This window comes from Bradyrhizobium sp. Leo170, from assembly GCF_004296405.1.
Taxonomy (GTDB): Bacteria; Pseudomonadota; Alphaproteobacteria; order Rhizobiales; family Xanthobacteraceae; genus Bradyrhizobium.
The window spans coordinates 1-21,393 of the sequence record NZ_PSRR01000120.1; the positions used below are offsets into that span (position 1 = coordinate 1).

The window sequence follows — 21,393 nt, forward strand, 5'->3', positions numbered from 1 at the left end:
CGTCGTGCAGGCGCCAGGGCACCAGCGCCGCGGCGGCGATGCAGAGGAACACCGCAAAAGCGCGGATCAGCGAGAGCTCATCGAGCGCGACCAGCACGCTGAGCGCCAGCCCCGCCGCAAGCAGGACAATAGCCGAGTGCCGCAGCCGGTCGGGCCACGGCGAGAAGAAGGAGGAAGAGGATTCGTGAAGGGCCATTGAGCCGGCTTCTTCCTGTTCAGGCGGCGGCGTCAGGCGCTGGTGTCTCCGCGCTCGCGGACATAAACGGCCTCATGCCGCGGTTTGGCGTCGGAGCCAGCTCCCAAATGGCGCAGGCGCTTGATTCGCGCTCCGAGGATAAGCTCCCGAAACGTCAGCAAGATTACAGATATGACAAAAGGTGAAATATAGTAGAGCATCCGGAACAAAAGCATCCCGCCGAGCAGGTCCTCGCGGTCCATCTGCCAGAGGCCGACCAGCATGGCGGCGTCGAACACGCCGAGGCCGCCGGGCGAGTGGCTGGCAAAGCCCAGTAGCGTCGCCGAGACGAAGATGACGGCCACCACGACAAAGCCGAGATTGGGCTCGTCCGGCACCAGCACGTACATCGCCAAGGCGCAGAACCCGAGGTCGATGATGCCGATGCAGATCTGCAAAAGTGTCAGCGGCCCGCCCGGCAGCGTCACCGTCCAGGGCCCGCGCCCGACCACCCGCGGCTGGGTCCAGACCCAGACCACATAGGCCACCAGCGCGACGATGATCGTGAATGCCGCGACCCGATTGAGCCAGGGCGGAAGCTGATCGATCGAAGCGGCGGCCTCCGGATGATAGGCAATCCCGATGCCGAGCACGGCGGCATTGCCGAGCCAGAAGGTCAGCCCGGCCAGGAAGCAGATCTTGGCGACGTCGATCGCGTTCAGCCCCCAGGCCGAATAGATGCGGTAGCGCACCGCCCCGCCGGTGAAGACGCTGGCGCCGACATTGTGCCCGATCGAATAGGAGGTGAAGGCGGCGAGCGCATTGATGCGGTAGGGAATGTGGCTGTGGCCGATCGCACGCACCGCGAACAGGTCGTAGAAGGTCAGCGTGAAATAGCCGGCCGCCACGAACAGCGCCGCGAGGGCGATCTGGCGCGGCTCGGTGCTTTTGATGGCCTCGAGCACCTCGTTGGTGTCGATGCCGCGCAGCATGTGATAGAGCACGTAGCACGCGATCGCGATGACCGTGATACTGATCGCAACGCCCAATTTGTGCAGGACCTGCTTCTGGCGCAGAAACGCGATCGCCCTGCGGATTGCTTCCAGCATCTAGACCTCGAATTGCGATCCCGCGACGACGGCTACCGGGCGAACCCCGCCGACGCTCCGCTGTTCCCTCCCGCCTGTCGTAGCGCGTTTCGGGTCGAAGTGGAATTCGTCTGGCGACGATAAAACGCGCATCTTCAACACATTAGGGGGAGTTCATGACAGCAGGTGCACAGTTTTGCTGCATTCTCGCCGATCCGACAAGGAGTTGACACGCAGGCGCGGGCCGTGGCCAGCCCACCACCGATGCGACCGAACGTCCCGGCAGCAGCCATCGGGAGCACGAAACCCGCCTGGCAGCCGCAACTCGCCACCTCATCTGGCCGGCTGGCTGCGCGACACCACCCAGTCACGCAGCCACGATCCCACCAGGCATCCGGCGAGATAGAGCGCGAACATGATCAGGAACAGGTCGAGCCAATAGCCGAAGCGGCCGGGAACGATGTGGCCGAGCGCAAGGGCGATCAGGATCGCCGCAAGCAGCGCCAGCCATCGCGCCAGCTTTCGTGACACCCCTTCCCCGCGCTGCACCACCGATATCCAGCCCATCGCAAGGCCGATCAACAGCGCCGCGAGCAGCCAACCCAAGAAGAACGTCGCCAGATAGGCCATCACTTCACCACGAAATCGATGCGGCGGTTCTGCGCCTTGCCTTCTTCGCTGTCGTTGCCGGCAAGCGGCTGCGTGGCGCCATAGCCGCCCGCCTGGAAGCGCGTCGCCGGCAGGCCCGCTTTGACCAGATAGTCCATCACCGCCTCGGCGCGCCGTTCGGAGAGCGCCTGGTTGGCGCTCTCGTCGCCGTCGCTGTCGGTGTGGCCGGCGATCTCGATCGTGGCATTCGGGCAGCGCAGCGCGGTCTCGGTCAGGCGATCGAGCAGGCCGACGGAATCCGCGGAGATATCGGCCTTGCCCGATTCAAAGCGGATCCTCGCCTTCGACAGCAGCTCGGTGAAGAGCTGCTGGCACACGGTCGCATCCACCGGGGAGGCCGCCGGCTTCACCGAAATATCGGCCTTGTATTGCCAACCTTGCGGAAAATCCCGGCCGAGGCCGGCGCGAATCTGGTTGGCGGCGGCATCATAGAAGGCGTCGCCCGACAGCTTGACTTCGCGATCGGTCACCACGAGCGTGCCGGTCGACAGCCGCGACAAGGCGCCGAGCGCCGGCACCACGGCGTTGGCAAAGCCGGAAGGAGCGCCCACGCTGGCCTTGAGGTTGTCGACGACCTTCTCCGAGAAGAACTTGCGTCCGGCGGCCGCAACGAGCGCGGCGTGAGCGTTGTTGTCGGGCACATTGCCGGTGAGCGTCAGCGTCACCGCGACCGGATCCTTGTAGGCCTGGAAGATGTAGGGCGGCGCCTTGATGTCATTGGCTGCGACCGAATAGCCCTCGGGCAGATTCCGCAGCGCCGCCGCGATCGCCTCGCGCCCACCGAGCTCGCGCGCCATGCCGGACAGGTTGACCTTGGTATCGGTCAGCGTGATCTTGCCATCCTTCAACTTGCCGATCTGGTCGAGCAGCAGCAGCGCCGCGCTGTCGAAGCGCGGCGGCGCGCCGCGCGCGAGCGACATCTGGTCGGCAACTTCGACGCCGCCAAGCGTATTGCGGGCCGCTTCGAGCAGCTTGCCCTTGCTCGACGGTAACGGCGCACTGCCGGTGAGCGTCACCCGGACGACGTCGCGCTCGGCCGACCAGACAAATGGCTTTGCTTCGGGAACGAGCCGCGTCCCGTCATTGACGAGGCGCACGCCAGGCACCGCCTCGACGGAGGCCACCGCGCTCTGGCGGCCCTCCTCCGAGAACGCCTCGGCGGCAAACGTCACGTCCCGCCCGGCGACCGCGATCCTGCGCTTGTCAAGGATGGTGTCCTTGAGCGCGGCGTTTGATCGCGCGGCGAGATCAGCCTCCACGGTTGCGGTCGTGGTCCAGGCCGCGATACCCCAACAGATGACCAGCGGAATCACGCCCGGCCACCACTTGCGACTCCACTTGAAAAGTTCGTGCATTCGGGGTCCTGGCTCCGGAACCAGAGAGAAAACAAACCCTTGGCTGACTGTCAAACCCGAAATACCGCATCTGGCAAAGAGCCGCGTATAACCGGGCCGGCTAACCGTTTGTTCAGCGGTGGTTCGCTAATTTCGCTCCGTAATGCAACCGGCCGGCCGATTTCCCGGATGAAAAAACAGCTCAGAAAAACCGTTATCCGCGCCGGACTCGAAGCGCTGTATTTCTCCGGAGCCCATTTCCTGCTGCGACCAATCTTCGCAGGCGTCGGGGCGGTCTTCATGCTGCACCATGTCCGGCCACGCCGCAACGATGAGTTCCAGCCGAACCATCATCTCGAGGTTGAACCGGAGTTCCTGCGCGCGATGCTGGAACATCTGCGCTCGCTCGACATCGACATCGTCACCATGGACGAGATGCACCGGCGGATGACCGAGCGTGATTTCGCGCGGCGCTTTGCCTGCTTCACCTTCGATGACGGCTATCGCGACAACCGCGACCATGCACTGCCTGTCATGCGCGAGTTCGACGCGCCGTTCATTGTCTATGCCGCCAGCGATTTCGCCGAAGGGACCGGCCGGCTGTGGTGGATCGCGCTGGAGCAGGTGATCGCCAAGGCGGCCGCGATCGAGGCGCCGATCGGCGGAACGATGACGCCGATCGATACCTCGACGCCGGAGGCGAAACACACAGCTTTCGAGCAGTTGCACGACTGGTTGCGGAGCTTGCCGGGCGAGCAGGATGTCCAGCGCGAGGTTTCGGCGCTGTGCGCGCGCCATGATGTCGACGAGACGACGATCGCGCGCAAGTTCTGCATGTCCTGGGGCGAACTGAAGGAGTTCGCCAACGATCCGCTGGTGACAATCGGCGCGCACACCATCACCCATTGCAATCTCGCCCGGCAGTCCGAGGACGTGGCGGCGTTCGAGATGACCGCCAGCCGGGAGCGGATCGAAGCGGCGCTGGCGCGGCCGGTGCTGCATCTCGCCTATCCCTATGGCGACAAGATCGCCGCCGGCCAACGCGAATTCGCCCTTGCCAACGCCGCCGGCTTCAAGACCGCAGTGACGACGCGGCCGGGCATGATCTTCCCGGAAAGCGCCGATCACCTGACCGCCCTGCAACGCGTCTCGCTGAACGGCAATTACCAGGACGCGCGCATCATCCCCGTCCTCACCTCCGGCGCCGCCACCGCCGTCTGGAACGGCTTCCGCCGCATCGACGCGGCGTAGCGTCATCTGCTGTCGTCCCGGGCTTGACCCGGGACCCATAACCACAGGATGCGGTTGTGTGACGAAGGTCTCGACCAGATCGCTTCACCGATAGATTCCGCGGTATGGGTCCCGGCCTTCGCCGGGACGACGGGATTCTTGACTCGTCTCGATGCTCCTCTCACAACCGTTGCAACGTATTTGGAGGAACACATGTTCAAGGATCTGTTTTCACTCAAGGGCCGCGTTGCGCTGGTGACGGGTGGCTCGCGCGGCATCGGCAGGATGATCGCCGCGGGCTTCCTCGCGCAAGGCGCGGCCAAGGTCTACATCACCGCGCGGAAAGCCGGGCCGTGCGAGGAGACCGCAAAGGAGCTTTCGGCGGAGTATGGCGGCGAATGCATCGCGCTGCCGATCGACATCTCCAGTCTCGCCGGCATCGAGATGCTGGCCGCCGAGATCAAGAAGCGCGAGCCGAGGCTCGACATCCTCGTGAACAATGCCGGCGCGGCATGGGGCGCCGACTTCGACGAGTTTCCGGAAAGCGGCTGGGATAAGGTGATGAACCTCAACGTCAAGGCGCCGTTCTTCCTGACCAAGGCGCTGGCCGCGCCGCTGCGCGCGGCCGCAAGCGCCGAGCGGCCGGCGAAGGTGATCAACATCGCCTCGATCGACGGCATCTTCGTCAACCCGCTGGAGACCTATTCCTATGCCGCAAGCAAGGCCGGCTTGATCCACCTGACGCGGCGGATGGCGGTGAAGCTGATCGGCGATCATGTGGTGGTCACCGCGATCGCGCCGGGGCCGTTCAAATCGGACTTGAACCGCGCGGCGCGCGACAATGCCGAGGAGGTCGCGACGAAGGTGCCGTCGGGCCGGATCGGCACCGACGAGGACATGGCGGGTGCTGCGATCTATCTCGCCTCCCGCGCCGGCGACTATGTGGTCGGCGCCACCATCACGGTGGACGGCGGCATCGTCTATGCGAATGCCGGGATCAAGGGCAGCGGCTGGGATTCGTAGCGAGGTACGCATTCGTAGCCCGGGTGGAGCGAAAGCGCAACCCGGGACATCGGAGTCGATGTTTACGGGCGGCCCCGGGTTACGCTTGCGCTCCACCCGGGCTACAGGACTAAGATCGCCCGCGGCAGCGTCACTCGTATTCGTGGTCAGCGCGCGGCGCGTTGGGCAGTTTGCGATCGAGCGCCTCCCGGTATCGCAGGCAGCCACGCAAGAATTTCGGCCATGGCGGGACGGCAACCTCCGGCGCAACCCGTTCGGGAAGCAGCCCCCACAGGTCGGGATGATGCCAGCACAAATCGTGACCGGTGCTGTCCCGGTGCGCGCGGATACCTGCCCGCAGGCGTTTTACCTCCGCGACCAGTTGGTCGCGGTCCATCCCTTCAAGGTCACGGTCGGGGTCCATGCCGTCTTCTCCCCGAATGCCGGGTTATGACTCGATCTTCACATACTCAAAATCGCCGGGCTTGTTGTCGATACCTACCTTCGGCGGCGAGATCCAGGAGGCGAATTTCCCGATCTCGGTGACGGGCTTCATCAGCGAAGCGATGAACTCGCCATCTTCGATGGTCGGCAACCATTCAGTCTTGCGTTTGTTCCAGGTGGCTGCGTCGATCAGGATTCCCTCGGGCGTCGCCTCGATGTCCTTGAACTCGCCGATGGCGCGATGGAAGGCGACGTGCGGCACTGCGAGCTTGTAGTCGTAGCCTGATGTCGAGATCACCTTGTTCCAGCGCAGCATGCCCTTCACGCAGTCCTGGGTGTAGTCGTCGCGCAGGCGCATGTTGAGCGCGGTCAGCGCCGGCTCGTCGACCAGCTTGAGCTCGCCGTCGATCAGTTTCAGCACCGGATAAGTCGAGTTCTGGAGCTGATGATCGTCATCGATCGTCGTCTCCTTGTAGCGGCCCTTGATGCCGGCGTTGAAGGCGTTGGCGGCGTTGGTCGAGACTTCGGAGCCGAACAAATCGAGCGACAGCGAATAGTGCAGGTTCAGCTTCTTCTGGATGGTCGGCAGGTCGATCACACCGAGCGCCCGCACTTTCGCGATGTCGGTCGGATCCTCGATACCGGCTTCGCGCATCGCCTCGCAGGTTCGCTGCACGACACGGCTGATGCCGGTCTCGCCGACGAACATGTGATGCGCTTCTTCGGTCAGCATGAAGCGGCAGGTGCGCGACAGCGGGTCGAAGCCGGATTGCGCCAGCGAGTGCAACTGCATCTTGCCGTCGCGGTCGGTGAAATAGGTGAACATGAAGAAGGAGAGCCAATCCGGCGTCGCCTCATTGAAAGCACCCAGCATGCGCGGTGCGTCGGCATCGCCCGAGCGCCGGCGCAACAGGTCATCCGCCTCCTCGCGGCCGTCGCGGCCGAAATATTTCTGCAGGAGATAGACCATCGCCCAGAGATGGCGGCCCTCCTCGACATTGACCTGGAACAGGTTGCGCATGTCGTAGAGCGAGGGCGCGGTCTTGCCGAGGTGGCGCTGCTGCTCGACGGAGGCCGGCTCGGTATCGCCCTGGATCACGATCAGCCGCCGCAACATGGCGCGATGCTCGCCCGGCACTTCCTGCCAGGCAGGCTCGCCATAATGGGCACCGAACGGCACCACGCGGTTCTCTTCCTGCGGCGCCAGCAGGATGCCCCAGCGATATTCGGGCATCTTGACGTAGTCGAACTTGGCCCAGCCGCGCGGATCGACCGAATAGGCGGTGCGCAAATAGACCAGCGACTGCTGGAAGCCTTCCGGCCCCATGTCGCTCCACCAGTCCATGTAGCCGGGATGCCAGCCCTCCAGCGCCTTCAGGACCTGGCGATCCGCCGACAGATTCACGTTGTTGGGAATCTTGGTCGAGTAATCGACGTTCATGATGTTCATGTTCATGGGGACCTCCCGTTGGAGATAATCTCGTTCAAAGCTTGCTACCGAACACGCGCTCGCGAATAGCGAATGGCGAGTAGCGAATGGAATCCTATTCGCCATTCGCTATTCACTATTCGCCCTAAACTCTCGTCATATCGAACTGCGCCTTCTGGCCGGTGCCGTAGCGGCGCAGCGCGCCCTCCTCGCCGACCGCGTTGGGGCGCTGGAAGATCCAGTTCTGCCACGCGGTCAAACGCGCAAAGATCTTCGATTCCATGGTCTCGGGGCCGACGAAGCGCAGGTTCGCTTCCATGCCGGTGAGGCCGTCGGGCGAGAAGCTGGTGCGCTCCTCGAGGAACACGCGCACCTCGTCGTCCCAATCGATGTCGTCGAGCGCGAAGGTGACGAGGCCGAGCTCCTCGGCCTCTTCCGCGTCGAGCGCCTTGCCGATCGCGCCGCGCGCGCGCTCGAGATCGGCAGGATCGGCCTGGAAGCGCGATTGCAGCCGGGTGAGCCCGTGGCTCATCGGATAGGGTCCAAAATTCATCGCGGTGAGCTGGATCGCGGGCGGCGGGCGGTTGTCGCCCTCGCGCGAGCCGATCAGCATGTAGGTGCGATCGGCCGCGAACACGAGTTCGGCGAGCGTGCCGACGAAGCAGGAGCCGGGCTCGACCAGCGTCACCAGCGTGCGCGAGGTGACGTCGATGCGCTTCAGCACGCGCTTCCAAATGTGCCTGATCTCGTTGACCAGCCAATATGTCTTGTTGGCCTCGAGGAAGTCGTCATAGGCGGCGACACGAGCGGGATCGCCGTGGCTCTTGAACACCAGCATCGCGATCCCAAGCTCGTTGATGCGCAGATGCAGGATCGCATCGTCAAGCTCGCGCGCGACCTGCAGCGGCCAGAACGCGGCGCCTTGCGCGATCAGGCCGTCGACATCGGCAGGCGGCGCGGCCTCCGGCGCCTGGATCGAGATCGTCGCGATGCGCGCAGGCCGATCGATATCGACGCTGACGAAGCCGTAGCGGATGCTGTTCTCGTCGATCACGCGGTTGAGCGGCGAGAGCGCAATGCCCTTGCCGCTGCCGTTGCGGGTCGATTTGGCGGCGAATTCCTTGACGCGCTCGGCGAGCTTGCCTTCCAGCTTGCTGTTCGGCGCGATCTCGTCGACGAGGCGCCACTGCACCGCGCGCTTGCCCTTGATGCCCTCCTCGATGGTGCAGAAGAAGTCGGCATGGTCGCGGCGCACCTTGCGCTTGTCGACGACGCGCGTCAGCCCGCCGGTGCCCGGCAGCACCGCGAGCAGCGGCACTTCCGGCAGCGCCACGGCGGCCGCGCCGTCGTCGGCGAGGATGATGTGGTCGGTCGCGAGCGCGAGCTCATAGCCGCCGCCGGCCGCGGTGCCGTTGACGACAGTGATGAAGCGTTGGCCGGAATTCTCGGAGGAGTCCTCGATCCCGTTGCGGGTCTCATTGGTGAATTTGCAGAAATTGACCTTGTGCGCGTGCGTCGAGCCCGCGAGCATGCGGATGTTGGCGCCGGCGCAGAACACGCGGTTCTTGCCCGAGCGCATCACGACGACCTTCACATCGGGATGCTCGAAGCGCAGCCGCTGCACGGCGTCGGCGAGCTCGATATCGACGCCGAGGTCGTAGGAATTGAGCTTGAGCTGGTAGCCTTCGAACAGGCCGGCATTCTCATCGACGTCCATGGTCAGGGTTGCGACCTCGCCGTCGACATCAAGCTTCCAATGCCGGTAACGGGACGGGTCGGTCTGAAAATCGATGTATTTCGCGCCGTTTGCGAGCACGCGATCCTCACCGGCCATGAGCCACCCTTGTGCGTTATTGGTTATCTGATCATGCACAATAATGCATGTTTTTGATTTGGTCTAGTCAAGAACGCGAGAACATGCACTTTGTTTCATGTTCCAACCGTTAGGCCAGCGGCCTAAGCCGCTTGCGGCTGGTCAGTCCGCAACGCCGCCTCGGCGAAATCGGCAATCGTCTTGAGCGTTGCCTCCGGCGCCTCGCGATGTGGCGAATGGCCGGCACCTGGAATGACCGTCACATCGACCGGGCAGTAGCACTCTTCCTTGGCCATCTCGGCCTGGCGCAACGTTCCGTACTGGTCGGCATCGCCCTGCAGGATCGCGATGGGCACGCGGATATAGGCGAGGTATTCGGAAATATCCCAGTCGCGGAATTTCGGATCGAGCCAGGCGCCGTTCCAGCCGTAGAAGGCGTTGTCGACATCCTTGTGCCAGCGCGCCATCCTCTCCTTCAGGTTCGTGCTCTCGTACATCGTCTTGATCTCGGCGATCGACTTCACCGAGATGTCCTCGACGATGAAGTGCGGCGCGATCAATGCAATGCCCTGCAGGCGATGGTCCTGGTGCGAGCCGGCGTAGATCGCCGCGATCGACGCGCCATCGGAATGCCCGACGAAAAGCCCGCGGCGGAAGCCGATGACATCCAGCAGTTCCGGCAGCACCTCCTGCGCTTCAATGTGCATATAGTCGAGCGGGCGCGGCAGCTTCACCGGGCTCGAGGCGCCATAGCCGGCGCGCGAATAGGCGAACACGCCGGCGCCGGTCGTGTCCTGAAGCTGTTCCGGAAAGTCGCCCCACAGCCCGACCGAACCCAGGCCTTCATGCAGCATCACAATGGTCGGCGCCGTGTCGGGAGCCGGGCCGATCATGCGGTATTCGAGATCGGAGCCGTTGATGTTGAGAAAGCCTGATGGTGCGAGATTTGCCATAACGTCTCCTGCTCAGTCATTCCGGACGGGTCGCGCAGCGACCCGATCCGGAATCTCGAGATTCCGGGTTCGTCCTTCGGACGCCCCGGAATGACGGCGTCATTTGCGGTCGCCGTCCCGCAACTTGAAGCGCTGGATCTTGCCTGTCGCGGTCTTCGGCAGGCTCTCGACCACGTCGATCCAGCGCGGATATTTCCACGGGCCGATCTTCTGCTTGACGTACTCCTTGAGCGCCTCGTGCAGGCCATCGGTGTTCGCATCCGCGCGCAGCACCACGAAGGCCTTCGGCTTGAGCAATCCTTCCGGATCGGCTTCCGGCACGACGGCGGCCTCCAGCACGGCGGGATGGGTGATCAGCGCGCTCTCGACCTCGAAGGGCGAGACCCAGATGCCGGAGACCTTGAACATGTCGTCGCTGCGGCCGCAGAAGGTATAACGGCCCTCGGCATCGCGGATGTATTTGTCGCCGGTGCGGGTCCAATGACCTTCGAAGGTCTGCCGGCTCTTGCTGCGCTGATTCCAGTAGCCCTCGCCGGCGGAGGGCGCATCGACCAGCAGTTCGCCGACTTCGCCATCCGGCACGTCGGCGCCGTTTTCGTTGACGAGCCTCACTTTGTAGCCGGGCACGGGGCGGCCGGACGAGCCGTATTTGATGTCGCCGGGCGCATTCGACAGGAAGATGTGCAAGAGCTCGGTCGAGCCGACGCCGTCGAGGATGTCGACGCCGAAGCGCGCCTTCCAGGCGTTGCCGACGGATTCCGGCAGCGCCTCGCCGGCGGAGGTGCAGATGCGCAGCCGTTTCCCCGCGGGCGTCGTCTTCGACGCTTCATCGTTCAGCATCGACGCGAACAGCGTCGGCACGCCGTAGAAGATGGTCGGATGATATTTGTTCATCAGCGCAAACATCACCGCGGGTGTCGGCCGCTCGGAATTGAGGATCGTGGTGGCTCCGACCGACATCGGGAAGGTGAGCGCGTTGCCGAGGCCGTAAGCAAAGAACAGCTTTGCCGCTGATAGCCCGACGTCGTTCTCCTGGATGCCGAGCACCTGCCTGGCGTACGTCTCCGCCGTGGCGGCGAGGTTGGAATGCAGGTGGCGCACGCCCTTGGGCATGCCGGTCGAGCCCGAGGAATAGAGCCAGAATGCGGGCTCGTCGGGATGGGTCGCGGCGGTCGTGAAGTCATCGTCCTCGCGCGCCAGCTCGTCGGAAAATGTCTTGTGGCCGTGCGCGTCATTGCCGGAGACGACAACATGCTCGAGGTCAGGCATCCGCCCGACGATGTCCTTCACCAACGGCAGCAGCGCTTCGGAGATGAACAGCACTCGCGCGCGGCAGTCGGCGAGCACATAGGCGTATTGATCGGCGGTGAGCAGTGTGTTCAGCGGCACCGGCACCACGCCGGCGCGGATCGCGCCCAGAAACACGATCGGGAAATCGACCGTGTCGAGCATGATCATCGCCACGCGCTCCTCGCGGCGGACGCCGAGACGACGCAGCAGATTGCCAAGACGGCGTGTCTGCCGCTGCAGCTCGCCGTAGCTGAGTTGCGAGACGGTGTCGTCGAAGACGAGCTTGTCGCCGCGGCCCTCATCGACGTTGCGGTCCAATAGCCAGGTCACCGCGTTGTAGGAGGTGCCGCTCATGCCCTGCTCCCTACGCCAAAGCACGCCACCACGTCTCTCCCCAGATTTAAGAATTATAATTCATAGAAAGCCACCGGAGCGGCTTGCTGTCAATCCTGGTCGGCACTATCCTTCCTGACTTCTCCGTGCGTGGGGGGATATGACCGAAAAGCCCGATCCCGAAACCGATTTCCTCGAACAGCTCGGCCAGCGCGTGCGCACGATGCGCGCGCTGCGCGGCATGTCGCGGAAAGTGCTCGCCAAGGTTTCGGGAATTTCGGAGCGCTATATCGCGCAGCTCGAAAGCGGCAAGGGCAATGTCTCGATCGTGCTGCTGCGCCGGGTGTCGCACGCGATGGGGGCGCATCTGGAAGACCTGATCCCCTCCGCTGAGCCGGCGCCGGACTGGGCCGTGATCCGCGATCTCCTGCGCAAGGCGACGCCTGAGCAGATCGCTCATACCAAGGACATCCTCGCCGGCGGCAGCGCATCCGCGCCGCGGCGCTCCTCGTTCTCAGGCATTGCCCTGATCGGGCTGCGCGGCGCCGGCAAATCCACGCTCGGCAGGATGCTGGCGAAACGGATCGGCTGGAGCTTTGTCGAACTCAACAAGGAAGTCGAGCGCGAGAATGGCCTCTCCGTCGCCGAGATCATCGCGCTCTACGGCCAGGAAGGTTTCCGGCGCATGGAGCAGGTCGCGCTGAAGCAATTGCTGGCGCGGAACGAATTGATGGTGCTCGCGACCGGCGGCGGCATCGTCTCCGAGCCCCTCACCTTCGACCTGATCCTGTCGTCGTTCTACACGATCTGGCTCAAGGCCGAGCCAGAAGAGCACATGGCGCGGGTGCGCCGGCAAGGCGACCTGCGGCCGATGGCTGACGATCGCTCCGCGATGGCGGAGCTGCGCAACATCCTGGTCAGCCGCGAGCCGCTTTATTCGCGTGCGTCGGCCGTGGTGGATACCGCCGGCCTGTCCGTCGATGCCGCCGCCGCGCGGCTGATCGAAGCTGTGACGCCGGTGCTGCAGAATCAGGCGCGCAGTTTTGGATTGCGCAGCGTGGCGATGTAGCCTGCAACGCGACGACCGCGTAGCCCGGGTGGAGCGCAGCGCAACCCGGGAAAACTCCATCCGCCCGCGAAACACCCCGGATTACGCTTCGCTTCATCCCGGCTACACGCGTCAGAGCAGCCTGCTCTTCACATCCTCCGCTCCCTCTCGCAGCAGCGGCAGGAAGCGTTCGATCAATTCTTCCGTCGGCACGCGATCGACATGGGCGCCCATATTGATGGCGGCGACGATGGTGTCGTCGTACCGGCGGACCGGCACCGAGATCGAGCGGAAATGCGGCTCGGCTTCGCGGTCCACCAGCGAGTAACCCTTTTGCCGATCGGCGATGATGGCGGCGAGCAGCCGCTTCGGATCGGTCACCGTCTGCGGCGTCAGCGCCTCGCGGCGCATTGCCTTTAGTCTCGTTGCCAATTCATCATCGGTGAAGCGACCGAGCATGGCGCGGCCGACCGACGTGCAGAAGGCCGGCAGGCGGTAGCCGATATCGAGACCGCTGGAGAACATCCTCGCCGGGCTGCCGCGCGCGACGAACACGACCTCGTCGCCATCGAGCAGCGCGAGCGAACTGATCTCCTGCGCCGCGCTCGCGATGCGATCGAGCACCGGCTGCAGCACCGCGATCACCTGGTTCGAACGCAGGTACGATCCTGCAAGCGTCAGCACATGCGCCGTGAGCGTGAACAGCTTGCCATCGGTCGCGACGAACCCGCCGCGTTCAAGCGTGAACAGGATGCGCCGTGCCGTGGCACGCGGCAGGTCGGCGGCGCGCGCGAGATCGCTCAGCGACGCAGGTCCGGTGATGGTGCCGAAGATCTGCAGCAGCCGCAGGCCACGGTCGAGGCTCTCGACGAAATCGGTGGCGCGCTCTTCGCGATCCTCACGCTTCAGCTTCGGCATGGGTCCGTCCTGGCGGCACGATCAAAAATTGTGCTTGCCGCTCGACTAAGCCATGGCATAATTCGCCCATTCGTTCAATAGGCGAACAAATCTGAGCGCCCGGGGAGGACCGCCGCCATGATGAGTCAGGAGCAGAACGACCTGATCACCCGCACCGGGCCGAAGGATCCGTGCGGGAAATTGATGCGAATGTACTGGCAGCCAGCGGCGCTGGTGGACGAGCTCGAGGGGCCGCGGCCGGTGCGTCCGGTCAGGCTGCTTGGCGAAAACCTCGTGCTGTTTCGCGACGAGCAAGGCCGCTACGGCCTGATCGACCGCCACTGCGCGCATCGCGGCGCCGACCTCGCCTTCGGCCGGCTCGAACATGGCGGGCTGCGCTGCGCCTTCCACGGCTGGCTGTTCGACGTCACCGGCCAATGCCTGGAGACGCCGGCCGAGCCGAGGAGCTCGCAGCTCTGCAAAGGCATCCGGCAGCGCTCCTATCCCGTGGTCGAGAAGAGCGGCATCCTCTGGGCCTATCTCGGCGAAGGCAGCCCGCCCGCCTTTCCGGAGATCGACTGCTTCGTGGCGCCCGGCAGCCACACCTTCGCATTCAAGGGCCACATGAACTGCAACTGGCTGCAGGCGCTCGAAGTCGGCATCGATCCCTCGCACGCCTCCTATCTGCACCGCTTCTTCGAAGACGAGGACACCTCGACTGCCTACGGCAAACAGTTCCGCGGCGCTTCCGCGGGATCCGACATGCCGATGACCAGGATCCTGCGCGAATATGACCGTCCCATCATCAATGTCGAGCACACCGAATATGGCCTGCGGTTGATCGCGCTGCGCGAACTCGACGACGAGCGCACGCATGTGCGCGTGACCAACCAGCTTTTCCCGCACGGCTTCGTCATCCCGATGAGCACGGAGATGACGATCACGCAGTGGCATGTGCCTGTCGATGACGAGAACTGCTATTGGTACGCGATCTTCACCAGCTACGCGGCGCCGGTCGACAAGAAGAAGATGCGCGACCAGCGGCTCGAGCTCTATGAGCTGCCCGACTACATCTCGCGCAAGAACAGGTCGAACGATTACGGCTTCGATCCGCACGAGCAGATGACCGCGACTTATACCGGCATGGGCAACGACATCAACGTCCACGACCAGTGGGCGGTGGAATCGATGGGCCCGATCCAGGACCGTACCAAGGAGCATCTCGGCCAGAGCGACAAGGCGATCGTGCAGTATCGCCGGCTGCTGCGGCAGGAGATCGAAAAGGTGTCCGGCGGCGAGAAGCCGATGCTGTTCCTCGACGAGGCGACGTCCCGCAGCATCCAGGGGCCCGCGACCATGGACGGCATAGGGCCGACCCAGGGCTGGGAGCTCTACTGGATGGAAGTCGACGTCAAGCGGCGCCGCGGTGCACCGTGGGCCGCGCCGGTGCCGAGCGAGATCGCCGGCAAGGTGCAGCATCTCTCGGCGGCCGAATGATGTTGCTTTCCCCGTCATTGCGAGCCAAGCGAAGCAATCCATTGCCTCCGCGCGCGTGGATGGATGGATTGCTTCGCGCGGCCTGTCATCGGGCGGCGCTTCGCGCCGACCCGGTGGCTCGCAATGACGACCAATGCAAAGGAACGGCGCGTTGAGCTTTGTTGAGCGTCACGGCCTGTGGTCGGATGAGCAGAAGGAGGCGGCGGTGCGGGTCCGCCGCATCGTCGAAGAGAAGAACCTCGAAGTCATCAGGCTGTCGTTTCCGGACCAGCACGGCATCCTGCGCGGCAAGACGCTGATCGCAAGCGAAGCGGTGCGCGCGCTGGAAAGCGGCTGCTCGATCACCACGACCATGCTGGCCAAGGACACCTCGCACAAGACGGTGTTCCCGGTGTTTACCACCGGCGGCGGCTTCGGCATGAAGGAGATGGAGGGCGCCGCCGACGTGCTGATGGTGGCCGATCCCACCACGTTCCGCGTGCTGCCATGGGCACCCACGACAGGCTGGCTGCTCTGCGACATCTATTTCAATGACGGCCGTCCGGTGCCTTTCGCGACGCGCAGCCTCTATCGCAGGGTGCTCGATCAGCTCGGCGCGCGCGGCTATGATTTCGTTGCGGGTCTCGAGGTCGAATTCCACCTCTTCAAGCTCGACGACGCGCATATGGCGCCGGAGGACTCGGGCCAGCCGGGCCGGCCGCCCTCGGTCAGCCTGCTCTCGCACGGCTATCAATACCTGACCGAGCAGCGTTACGACCAGATGGAGCCGGCGCTGGAGATCATCCGCCGCGACGTGCTCGCGCTCGGCCTGCCGCTGCGCTCGGTCGAGGTCGAGTTCGGCCCGAGCCAGTGCGAATTCACTTTCCAGCCGACCGCAGGCATCGAACCCGCCGACACCATGGTGCTGTTCCGAGCCGCGGTGAAGCAGATCGCGCGGCGGCATGGCTATCACGCGACCTTCATGTGCCGGCCGAAACTGCCCAACGTCTTTGCGTCTGGCTGGCACCTGCATCAGTCGCTGGTGTCCCGCACAAGCGGCGAGAATGCGTTCATGGCGAAGGAGACCGACCAGGCCTTGAGCCCGTTCGGGTCCTGCTACCTCGCCGGGCTGTTGCAGCATGCCCGCGCCTCCACCGTGTTCACGACGCCGACCATCAACGGCTACAAGCGCTACCGTTCCTATTCGCTGGCGCCCGACCGTGCGATCTGGGGCCGCGACAATCGCGGCGTGATGATCCGCGTGCTCGGCGGCGCGGGCGATCCGGCGACACGGGTGGAGAACCGGATCGGGGAGCCGGCCGCCAATCCTTATCTCTACATGGCCTCGCAGATCCTGTCGGGACTCGACGGCATCGACCGCAAGCTCGATCCCGGGCCGTCGGCCGACACGCCCTATGAGACCAAAGCGGCGCTATTGCCGAAGAGCCTGCGCGAGGCGGTGTTCGCGCTGAGCGACGATCCGTTCTTCCGCCAGGCATTTGGCGCGGAGTTCGTCGATTACTACGTGCATATCAAGAACGCCGAGATCGAACGCTTCCAGGCCGAAGTCTCCGACTGGGAGCATCGCGAATATTTCGAAATGTTCTGAATCGGCGGACGCCGCGGAGAAGGACAGTAGCCCTCACCAAATGACGGCGGTATCCGTCACGCGCGCGTGACTCGGTTTCGTGCTTCGTCGCCCGACGAAACCACTATGGCCGCGACGAAACCATTTTCGCCACGCCACGAAAATCTCCTGAAAGAATAAGGGTTCAGCATGTCGCTTCATGATCAACAGCGGAGTTCGATCATGTTGGCATATCTCATCGGCATCATTTACCACTTCGCCTGCCGCGCCAGCCTTGTCCAGATGGGCCGGCATCATCTGGGCCGCTGACTTCAGCGGAAAGCATTTAGGTGCGCCCGTCTGACCGGCGTATCAGACCACTGAGTTTTGCTTGATGACCTCACGGTAGAACGACGCGCTCAGTTTCGGCGTACGGCGTTGCGTCTTGAAGTCGACCCGATAGATCCCGAACCTTTTCTGATAGCCGTCCGCCCATTCGAAATTGTCGATCAGGCTCCACAGGAAGTAGCCGGCCACGGGCACTCCCTGCGACGTCGCGCGCTGCAGTTGCTGCAAATAGTTACGGAGATACATCACCCGATCCAGGTCGTAGACATTGCCGTCCGCTGCCGGCTCGTCTACCGACGACGTCCCGTTCTCGGTGATGTAGATCGACCGCACGCCCCACAGCTTCGCCGCGTGACGCGGCGCCCAGTACATCGCCTCGGGGCCGAACCGGAGCCAATCCGCATCCATATGTGGGAATGATGCCGGAAACGGCGCCAAGGTGAAGCCGCGCTCATTATCGGCCGCCAGCACGTAGTGGTCGGGCTTGTAGATGTTCAGCCCCAGAAAATCGATCGGCGATGAGATGATGCGGAGATCCTCGGCTGTGTATTTTGGGGCATCCTTTCCGGCCTGAGCCAGAAAGCCGTCGATGTACTGTCCCTCGAGTATCACGGTCAGATAGCCGCCGTTGAGTTCGCGTGTCGCAATTTCTGCGGCGCGCACGTTCGCGGGTGTGTCGATCGCCGGTATGCAGACGACCAGATTCTCCGCGGGCCCGACCTTGGTTCCCGGCCGGCCACGCGCACGGATCGCCTGCACCGACAGGCCATGGCCCAGCGCGACGTTGTGACGGACCTGATTCAATTCGGCTTGCGGCAGTTTCAAACCCGGGGCGTCAATCCCAAGACCGTGGCCGAGATGAACGAGCCTCGAACATTCGTTGATGGTGAAGATGTGGCTGACGCGATCGGTCAGGCGCTCGGCGACATAAGCCGCGTAATCCGCAAAGGCCTTCGCGGTGTCGCGAGACATCCAGCCGCCGAAACGGTCCTGCAATGCCTGGGGCAGATCCCAATGATAGAGCGTCGCAAACGGCTCGATGCCGTTTGCCAAGAGTTCGTCGATCAGCCGATCGTAGAAGTCCAGCCCTTTCGGATTTGGTGTGCCCGATCCATCCGGGAAGACTCGCGGCCAGGCGATCGAGAAACGATACGTCGTGGCTCCCAGCGCCTTCATCAACTGGACGTCGTCCCGGTACAGGCGATAGTGATCATCAGCGACATCCGCATTGCTGTTGTCGATAATGGTCCCAGGCGTGTGGGCAAAGCGATCCCAGATCGCCGGGCCGCGGCCGTCTTCGTTGATGGCTCCTTCGATCTGATACGCCGAGGTCGCCGTGCCCCAGCGAAAGTCGGCCGGAAAGCCGGCCAGCGAATTTTCAGCGGCGGCTCTGACCTCCGACCTGCCAGCATCGGCCGGATGGACCGGCGCGGCCGACAATCCGAGCGCTGCCCCACCGGCGAGCGTTGCGAAATGACGCCGTGAAAGTCCATCCAACGACATCGATGTGCTCCAGAGATTCACCGGTCGCGCGACGACCACAGCGCGGCACCAAGCAGGACAAACGCGGCCGCGGTCCATAGCGACTGCCAGTTTTGAATGCCTTCATTCAGCAGGATGTAGACCGCCGCCGCCGCGAACAGACCCGCGAATACCGACTCGGACGTTGCGCAGACTTCCGGCTTTCGACGGTTCAGCAGCGTCACCACCAGGATCGGCACCGCCGCCATGGTCAAGCTGGCAAACGGGAAGTCGCGCGACCGCGGGTCGAACATGAGGCCCAGTGCGCTTTCCGTTGCGGCCAGGGCGGTGACGAGAAGCACCGCGCCGAGAAGCAGTGTCGGCAGCGATCGTGTTCGCATCTCACGTGGTCCGATCAATTCCGCAAACGCTGGGAGCGCGCGGCCCGACATCAAGGCGTTCATGCACAGGAGCGGCAGAACCGTTGCTGCGATCAACAGCGATCCTTGCCGCATCAATCCGGCAAAGCCGTAGCTTTCGTAGAGCGCATTCTCGACGCTCATACCGAGCAGGATTCCGCCGACGGTGGCGGATGCCGCCACCGCAAGCCAACGCGGCAATGCCGTTGGCGCAGCCGAGCGAAGGCGTGCCAACAACGCCGTGACGAACACGGCAATGCTGAAAGCAAGGCCAGCGCCGAGCTGCAGCTTCCAGAACGGATAGTTGCTGACGGCGGCTCCGGGTGAATATTTCAGCCGCCGGCTTTCTCCATCGAGCCACCCCCAATGAGCGCCCACCGTCCCTTCCCACTGGCGCTTCCATGGCTCGTCATACGCTTCGAACAAATTGACACGAACGTTCTCCCGACTAGCCTTGTCGAGGAGGTCGAAGGTGAAGCGCGCCTGATTGATGCGCGATGGCAGCGCGCCGTCGCGCATGCGTCCTCGGCTCGGCCAGCCGGCCTCGCCGATGAAGATCTCCTTTCCGGGAAATGCGAGAGCGACCTTGTTGCGTGCGTCGAGCACATGCTGGGGTGCGTGCTCGGCGCGGGGCGGAACGTCTTCCCAATAGGGCAGGACGTGGATCGTCACGAAATCGACCTCATGGCCGAGCTCCGGGTAGCGCAGCCAGAAGTCCCAGGTGTCGGCGTAGCTCACGGGGACGCTGACGCGGCCTTTGGCGGAGCGGATGGCTTCGCGAAGGCCCGCCTCGGGCAGTTCACCCCGAAGCAGCACCTCGTTGCCGACGATGACGGCGGTGACCACGTCAGTGAATTGGTTGGCCAGCGACACCGCTGTTTCGATGAGGCTGGCGTTCTTCAGACGATCACGTCCGATCCAGACGCCGAGGATCACCTTCAGCCCGACCTTTGACGCGAGCTCCGGCACCTTGTCCAAACCGTTCTCTACGGAGTAGATGCGGATGCAGTTGGTGATCTTGGCAAGATCGGCGATGTCTTCCGCGATCTGGTCCGGGCTGATGATGACGGAGGAATTCCACGGCGTCTGGTGGCCGCGGAATGGCGCGTAGGAAACACAATCCAGTTTTTTCGCGAGATCGACAGGCGCATGTCCCAATGAGACCGGCATCGCCAACCAGCACCAAACCGCAACAATCATGCCTATGGATAGCAAGAATAGCCACAGCGGCGCTGCAACCCTGAGCGGCGCTCTTGTTGCAGTGCCACCGGGCGACCGGCCAGCACGGTTCGGGCTTAATCCGGTGGGAGCATCGAGCTGCATCAGGCAACGCTCCGGGCTGCGTTCGAACCGGCGATCGCAGCGGAGCGCGAGGAACCATCCAGGTCGCTGAAGAAGGCGATTGAAGACATTGTTTCAAATGCTTTAGCTTGGCTCGGTCAAGCCAAGGCTAAATTCCCAGATCGACCATAGGCAACTACGACAGACCACGTCCGTAGATTTACGGAACAAGTATAGCAGTGTCTTTCATTCGCCTACAAACGCAGGAATGGCAATGGGCAAGCTACGCGCGTTCTTGATGAAAGCCCCGGCGATTGCGCGGGGAAGCCATTGATGCGGCGACGCGAGTTCATTGCAGGCGCTGCGGCGCTGGCGGCCTATATGCAACTTTCGAGGCAGAGTGGTCTGCTGACGCCGGCCTATGGCGAGGTACTGCCCCTCGGCAATCCGCTGCCCACCGGCTTTTACAATTTTACCGGCTCTAACCTCCCCAATTGGCAGAGAGCATCGGCGGCGCAGCAGCGCGGGGAAGCCTTACCCGACGCAGGCAGCCTATGTTGCCAATATGAAATCGCTCGCTTACGCCGCCAATGTGCCGTTTATCGACATTTGGGGACTCTTTGGCGGGACCTGGAATTCATCCGCGATGAACGATCCATTGCATCCGAACCAGACCGGCTACGCGCTTATCGCCGGCTATGCGGGCATCGCCATTCTCGATCCTTCCGCGCGCAGCCTGAGCTAGCACGAAGCAATCCACATCTCCACGATCGGCGCGATGGATTGCTTCCGCCTTCGCTCGTTGAGCTACGGCGGACAAGTCGCTGGCGCTCACAATGACGACCTGGGACGTCGTCCCGTCGAAAGACGGGACGACGTGGAGGGTTTCTGATTCAATTGTCAAACAGCTCTCCGCTGTCATCGTCCGGCTTGACCGGACGATCCAGTATCCAGAGACGGCAGTGCTTGAATCGAGAGGCCGCCGGTTACTGGATGCCCGCCTTCGCGGGGCATGACGGTGGAGTTGGTGAGAGAATGTGAGTTCGCATTCTCGCGGCGCGTTACGCCCGAGCTTTGCTTCACTTTCCACCCTCCTCCCTATCAGAGGGCGCAGGGAAAGCCGGGTGCCGGTTGCA

17 protein-coding genes and 1 pseudogene are annotated in these 21,393 nt (G+C 63.6%); 6 read left to right on the plus strand and 12 right to left on the minus strand.

The window, feature by feature from the left end; genetic code table 11:
- The 4 genes and pseudogenes from CWO89_RS20580 to CWO89_RS20595 all read right to left on the minus strand — a co-directional run.
- Positions 1-196, minus strand: a pseudogene (locus CWO89_RS20580) (two-component sensor histidine kinase); the annotation flags it as partial.
- Between the two features lie 32 nt (positions 197-228).
- A complete protein-coding gene (locus tag CWO89_RS20585) occupies positions 229-1,284 on the minus strand; it encodes a lysylphosphatidylglycerol synthase domain-containing protein (RefSeq protein WP_130580564.1) in 1,056 nt (351 codons plus the stop codon).
- 312 nt (positions 1,285-1,596) lie between these two features.
- On the minus strand, positions 1,597-1,893 hold the full coding sequence (locus CWO89_RS20590) for a hypothetical protein (RefSeq protein ID WP_130580565.1): 297 nt from the start codon (positions 1,891-1,893) through the stop codon (positions 1,597-1,599).
- Entirely contained in the window at positions 1,893-3,287 is a 1,395-nt protein-coding gene (locus CWO89_RS20595) for an OmpA family protein (RefSeq protein ID WP_130580566.1), read from the minus strand. Before CWO89_RS20595 ends, CWO89_RS20590 begins: the two co-directional genes overlap by 1 nt.
- Positions 3,288-3,455: 168 nt before the next feature.
- On the opposite strand from CWO89_RS20595, the gene CWO89_RS20600 reads away from it, so the two are divergent.
- Both CWO89_RS20600 and CWO89_RS20605 read left to right on the plus strand, forming a co-directional pair.
- A complete protein-coding gene (locus CWO89_RS20600; RefSeq protein WP_130580567.1) occupies positions 3,456-4,517 on the plus strand; it encodes a polysaccharide deacetylase family protein in 1,062 nt (353 codons plus the stop codon).
- Between the two features lie 192 nt (positions 4,518-4,709).
- Positions 4,710-5,519 carry an SDR family oxidoreductase gene (locus CWO89_RS20605; protein ID WP_130580568.1) on the plus strand — a complete coding sequence of 270 codons (810 nt, stop codon included), beginning with the start codon at positions 4,710-4,712 and terminating at the stop codon, positions 5,517-5,519.
- A 130-nt stretch (positions 5,520-5,649) separates the two neighbouring features.
- Here CWO89_RS20605 and CWO89_RS20610 read toward each other — a convergent pair whose 3' ends face one another.
- From CWO89_RS20610 to CWO89_RS20630, 5 genes are all read right to left on the minus strand, one after another.
- Positions 5,650-5,922, minus strand: coding sequence for a hypothetical protein (locus CWO89_RS20610; RefSeq protein WP_130580569.1), 273 nt, complete (start codon positions 5,920-5,922; stop codon positions 5,650-5,652).
- 24 nt (positions 5,923-5,946) lie between these two features.
- On the minus strand, positions 5,947-7,398 hold the full coding sequence (boxB, locus tag CWO89_RS20615; protein WP_130580570.1) for a benzoyl-CoA 2,3-epoxidase subunit BoxB: 1,452 nt from the start codon (positions 7,396-7,398) through the stop codon (positions 5,947-5,949).
- Positions 7,399-7,516: 118 nt separating this feature from the next.
- A complete protein-coding gene (gene boxC / locus CWO89_RS20620; RefSeq protein ID WP_130580571.1) occupies positions 7,517-9,205 on the minus strand; it encodes a 2,3-epoxybenzoyl-CoA dihydrolase in 1,689 nt (562 codons plus the stop codon).
- 122 nt (positions 9,206-9,327) lie between these two features.
- Positions 9,328-10,137, minus strand: coding sequence for an alpha/beta fold hydrolase (locus CWO89_RS20625; RefSeq protein WP_130580572.1), 810 nt, complete (start codon positions 10,135-10,137; stop codon positions 9,328-9,330).
- A gap of 99 nt (positions 10,138-10,236) precedes the next feature.
- Entirely contained in the window at positions 10,237-11,781 is a 1,545-nt protein-coding gene (locus tag CWO89_RS20630) for a benzoate-CoA ligase family protein (protein WP_130580573.1), read from the minus strand.
- Between the two features lie 139 nt (positions 11,782-11,920).
- Here CWO89_RS20630 and CWO89_RS20635 point away from each other — a divergent pair, with 139 nt between their 5' ends.
- On the plus strand, positions 11,921-12,829 hold the full coding sequence (locus tag CWO89_RS20635; protein ID WP_130580574.1) for a helix-turn-helix transcriptional regulator: 909 nt from the start codon (positions 11,921-11,923) through the stop codon (positions 12,827-12,829).
- A gap of 111 nt (positions 12,830-12,940) precedes the next feature.
- Here the strand turns inward: CWO89_RS20635 and CWO89_RS20640 are convergent, their stop codons facing one another.
- Entirely contained in the window at positions 12,941-13,726 is a 786-nt protein-coding gene (locus CWO89_RS20640; RefSeq protein WP_130580575.1) for an IclR family transcriptional regulator domain-containing protein, read from the minus strand.
- 117 nt (positions 13,727-13,843) lie between these two features.
- Here CWO89_RS20640 and CWO89_RS20645 point away from each other — a divergent pair, with 117 nt between their 5' ends.
- A complete protein-coding gene (locus tag CWO89_RS20645) occupies positions 13,844-15,202 on the plus strand; it encodes an aromatic ring-hydroxylating dioxygenase subunit alpha (RefSeq protein ID WP_130580576.1) in 1,359 nt (452 codons plus the stop codon).
- A gap of 151 nt (positions 15,203-15,353) precedes the next feature.
- Positions 15,354-16,790: a glutamine synthetase family protein gene (locus tag CWO89_RS20650; protein WP_130580577.1), complete on the plus strand. Its 1,437-nt coding sequence runs from the start codon at positions 15,354-15,356 to the stop codon at positions 16,788-16,790.
- Between the two features lie 330 nt (positions 16,791-17,120).
- Here CWO89_RS20650 and CWO89_RS20655 read toward each other — a convergent pair whose 3' ends face one another.
- Together CWO89_RS20655 and CWO89_RS20660 are read right to left on the minus strand one after the other, a co-directional pair.
- On the minus strand, positions 17,121-18,599 hold the full coding sequence (locus tag CWO89_RS20655; protein ID WP_130580578.1) for a GH1 family beta-glucosidase: 1,479 nt from the start codon (positions 18,597-18,599) through the stop codon (positions 17,121-17,123).
- 17 nt (positions 18,600-18,616) lie between these two features.
- Positions 18,617-20,146 (minus strand): glycoside hydrolase family 17 protein, encoded by a 1,530-nt coding sequence (locus CWO89_RS20660; RefSeq protein WP_245476417.1) that lies wholly within the window; start codon positions 20,144-20,146, stop codon positions 18,617-18,619.
- 532 nt (positions 20,147-20,678) lie between these two features.
- Between CWO89_RS20660 and CWO89_RS49140 the strand changes: the two genes are divergently transcribed.
- Positions 20,679-21,002, plus strand: coding sequence for an SGNH/GDSL hydrolase family protein (locus CWO89_RS49140; protein WP_349644892.1), 324 nt, complete (start codon positions 20,679-20,681; stop codon positions 21,000-21,002).
- Positions 21,003-21,393 lie beyond the last annotated feature (391 nt).

Coding starts and splice junctions, on each gene's coding strand:
- boxB (WP_130580570.1), bottom strand. CDS start 7,398: ATGAACATGAACATCATGAACGTCGATTACTCGACCAAGATTCCCAAC.
- CWO89_RS20590 (WP_130580565.1), bottom strand. CDS start 1,893: ATGGCCTATCTGGCGACGTTCTTCTTGGGTTGGCTGCTCGCGGCGCTG.
- CWO89_RS49140 (WP_349644892.1), top strand. CDS start 20,679: ATGGCGAGGTACTGCCCCTCGGCAATCCGCTGCCCACCGGCTTTTACA.
- CWO89_RS20640 (WP_130580575.1), bottom strand. CDS start 13,726: ATGCCGAAGCTGAAGCGTGAGGATCGCGAAGAGCGCGCCACCGATTTC.
- CWO89_RS20605 (WP_130580568.1), top strand. CDS start 4,710: ATGTTCAAGGATCTGTTTTCACTCAAGGGCCGCGTTGCGCTGGTGACG.
- CWO89_RS20585 (WP_130580564.1), bottom strand. CDS start 1,284: ATGCTGGAAGCAATCCGCAGGGCGATCGCGTTTCTGCGCCAGAAGCAG.
- CWO89_RS20655 (WP_130580578.1), bottom strand. CDS start 18,599: ATGTCGTTGGATGGACTTTCACGGCGTCATTTCGCAACGCTCGCCGGT.
- CWO89_RS20630 (WP_130580573.1), bottom strand. CDS start 11,781: ATGAGCGGCACCTCCTACAACGCGGTGACCTGGCTATTGGACCGCAAC.
- CWO89_RS20610 (WP_130580569.1), bottom strand. CDS start 5,922: ATGGACCCCGACCGTGACCTTGAAGGGATGGACCGCGACCAACTGGTC.
- CWO89_RS20595 (WP_130580566.1), bottom strand. CDS start 3,287: ATGCACGAACTTTTCAAGTGGAGTCGCAAGTGGTGGCCGGGCGTGATT.
- CWO89_RS20645 (WP_130580576.1), top strand. CDS start 13,844: ATGATGAGTCAGGAGCAGAACGACCTGATCACCCGCACCGGGCCGAAG.
- CWO89_RS20600 (WP_130580567.1), top strand. CDS start 3,456: ATGAAAAAACAGCTCAGAAAAACCGTTATCCGCGCCGGACTCGAAGCG.
- CWO89_RS20660 (WP_245476417.1), bottom strand. CDS start 20,146: ATGCCGGTCTCATTGGGACATGCGCCTGTCGATCTCGCGAAAAAACTG.
- CWO89_RS20635 (WP_130580574.1), top strand. CDS start 11,921: ATGACCGAAAAGCCCGATCCCGAAACCGATTTCCTCGAACAGCTCGGC.
- boxC (WP_130580571.1), bottom strand. CDS start 9,205: ATGGCCGGTGAGGATCGCGTGCTCGCAAACGGCGCGAAATACATCGAT.
- CWO89_RS20625 (WP_130580572.1), bottom strand. CDS start 10,137: ATGGCAAATCTCGCACCATCAGGCTTTCTCAACATCAACGGCTCCGAT.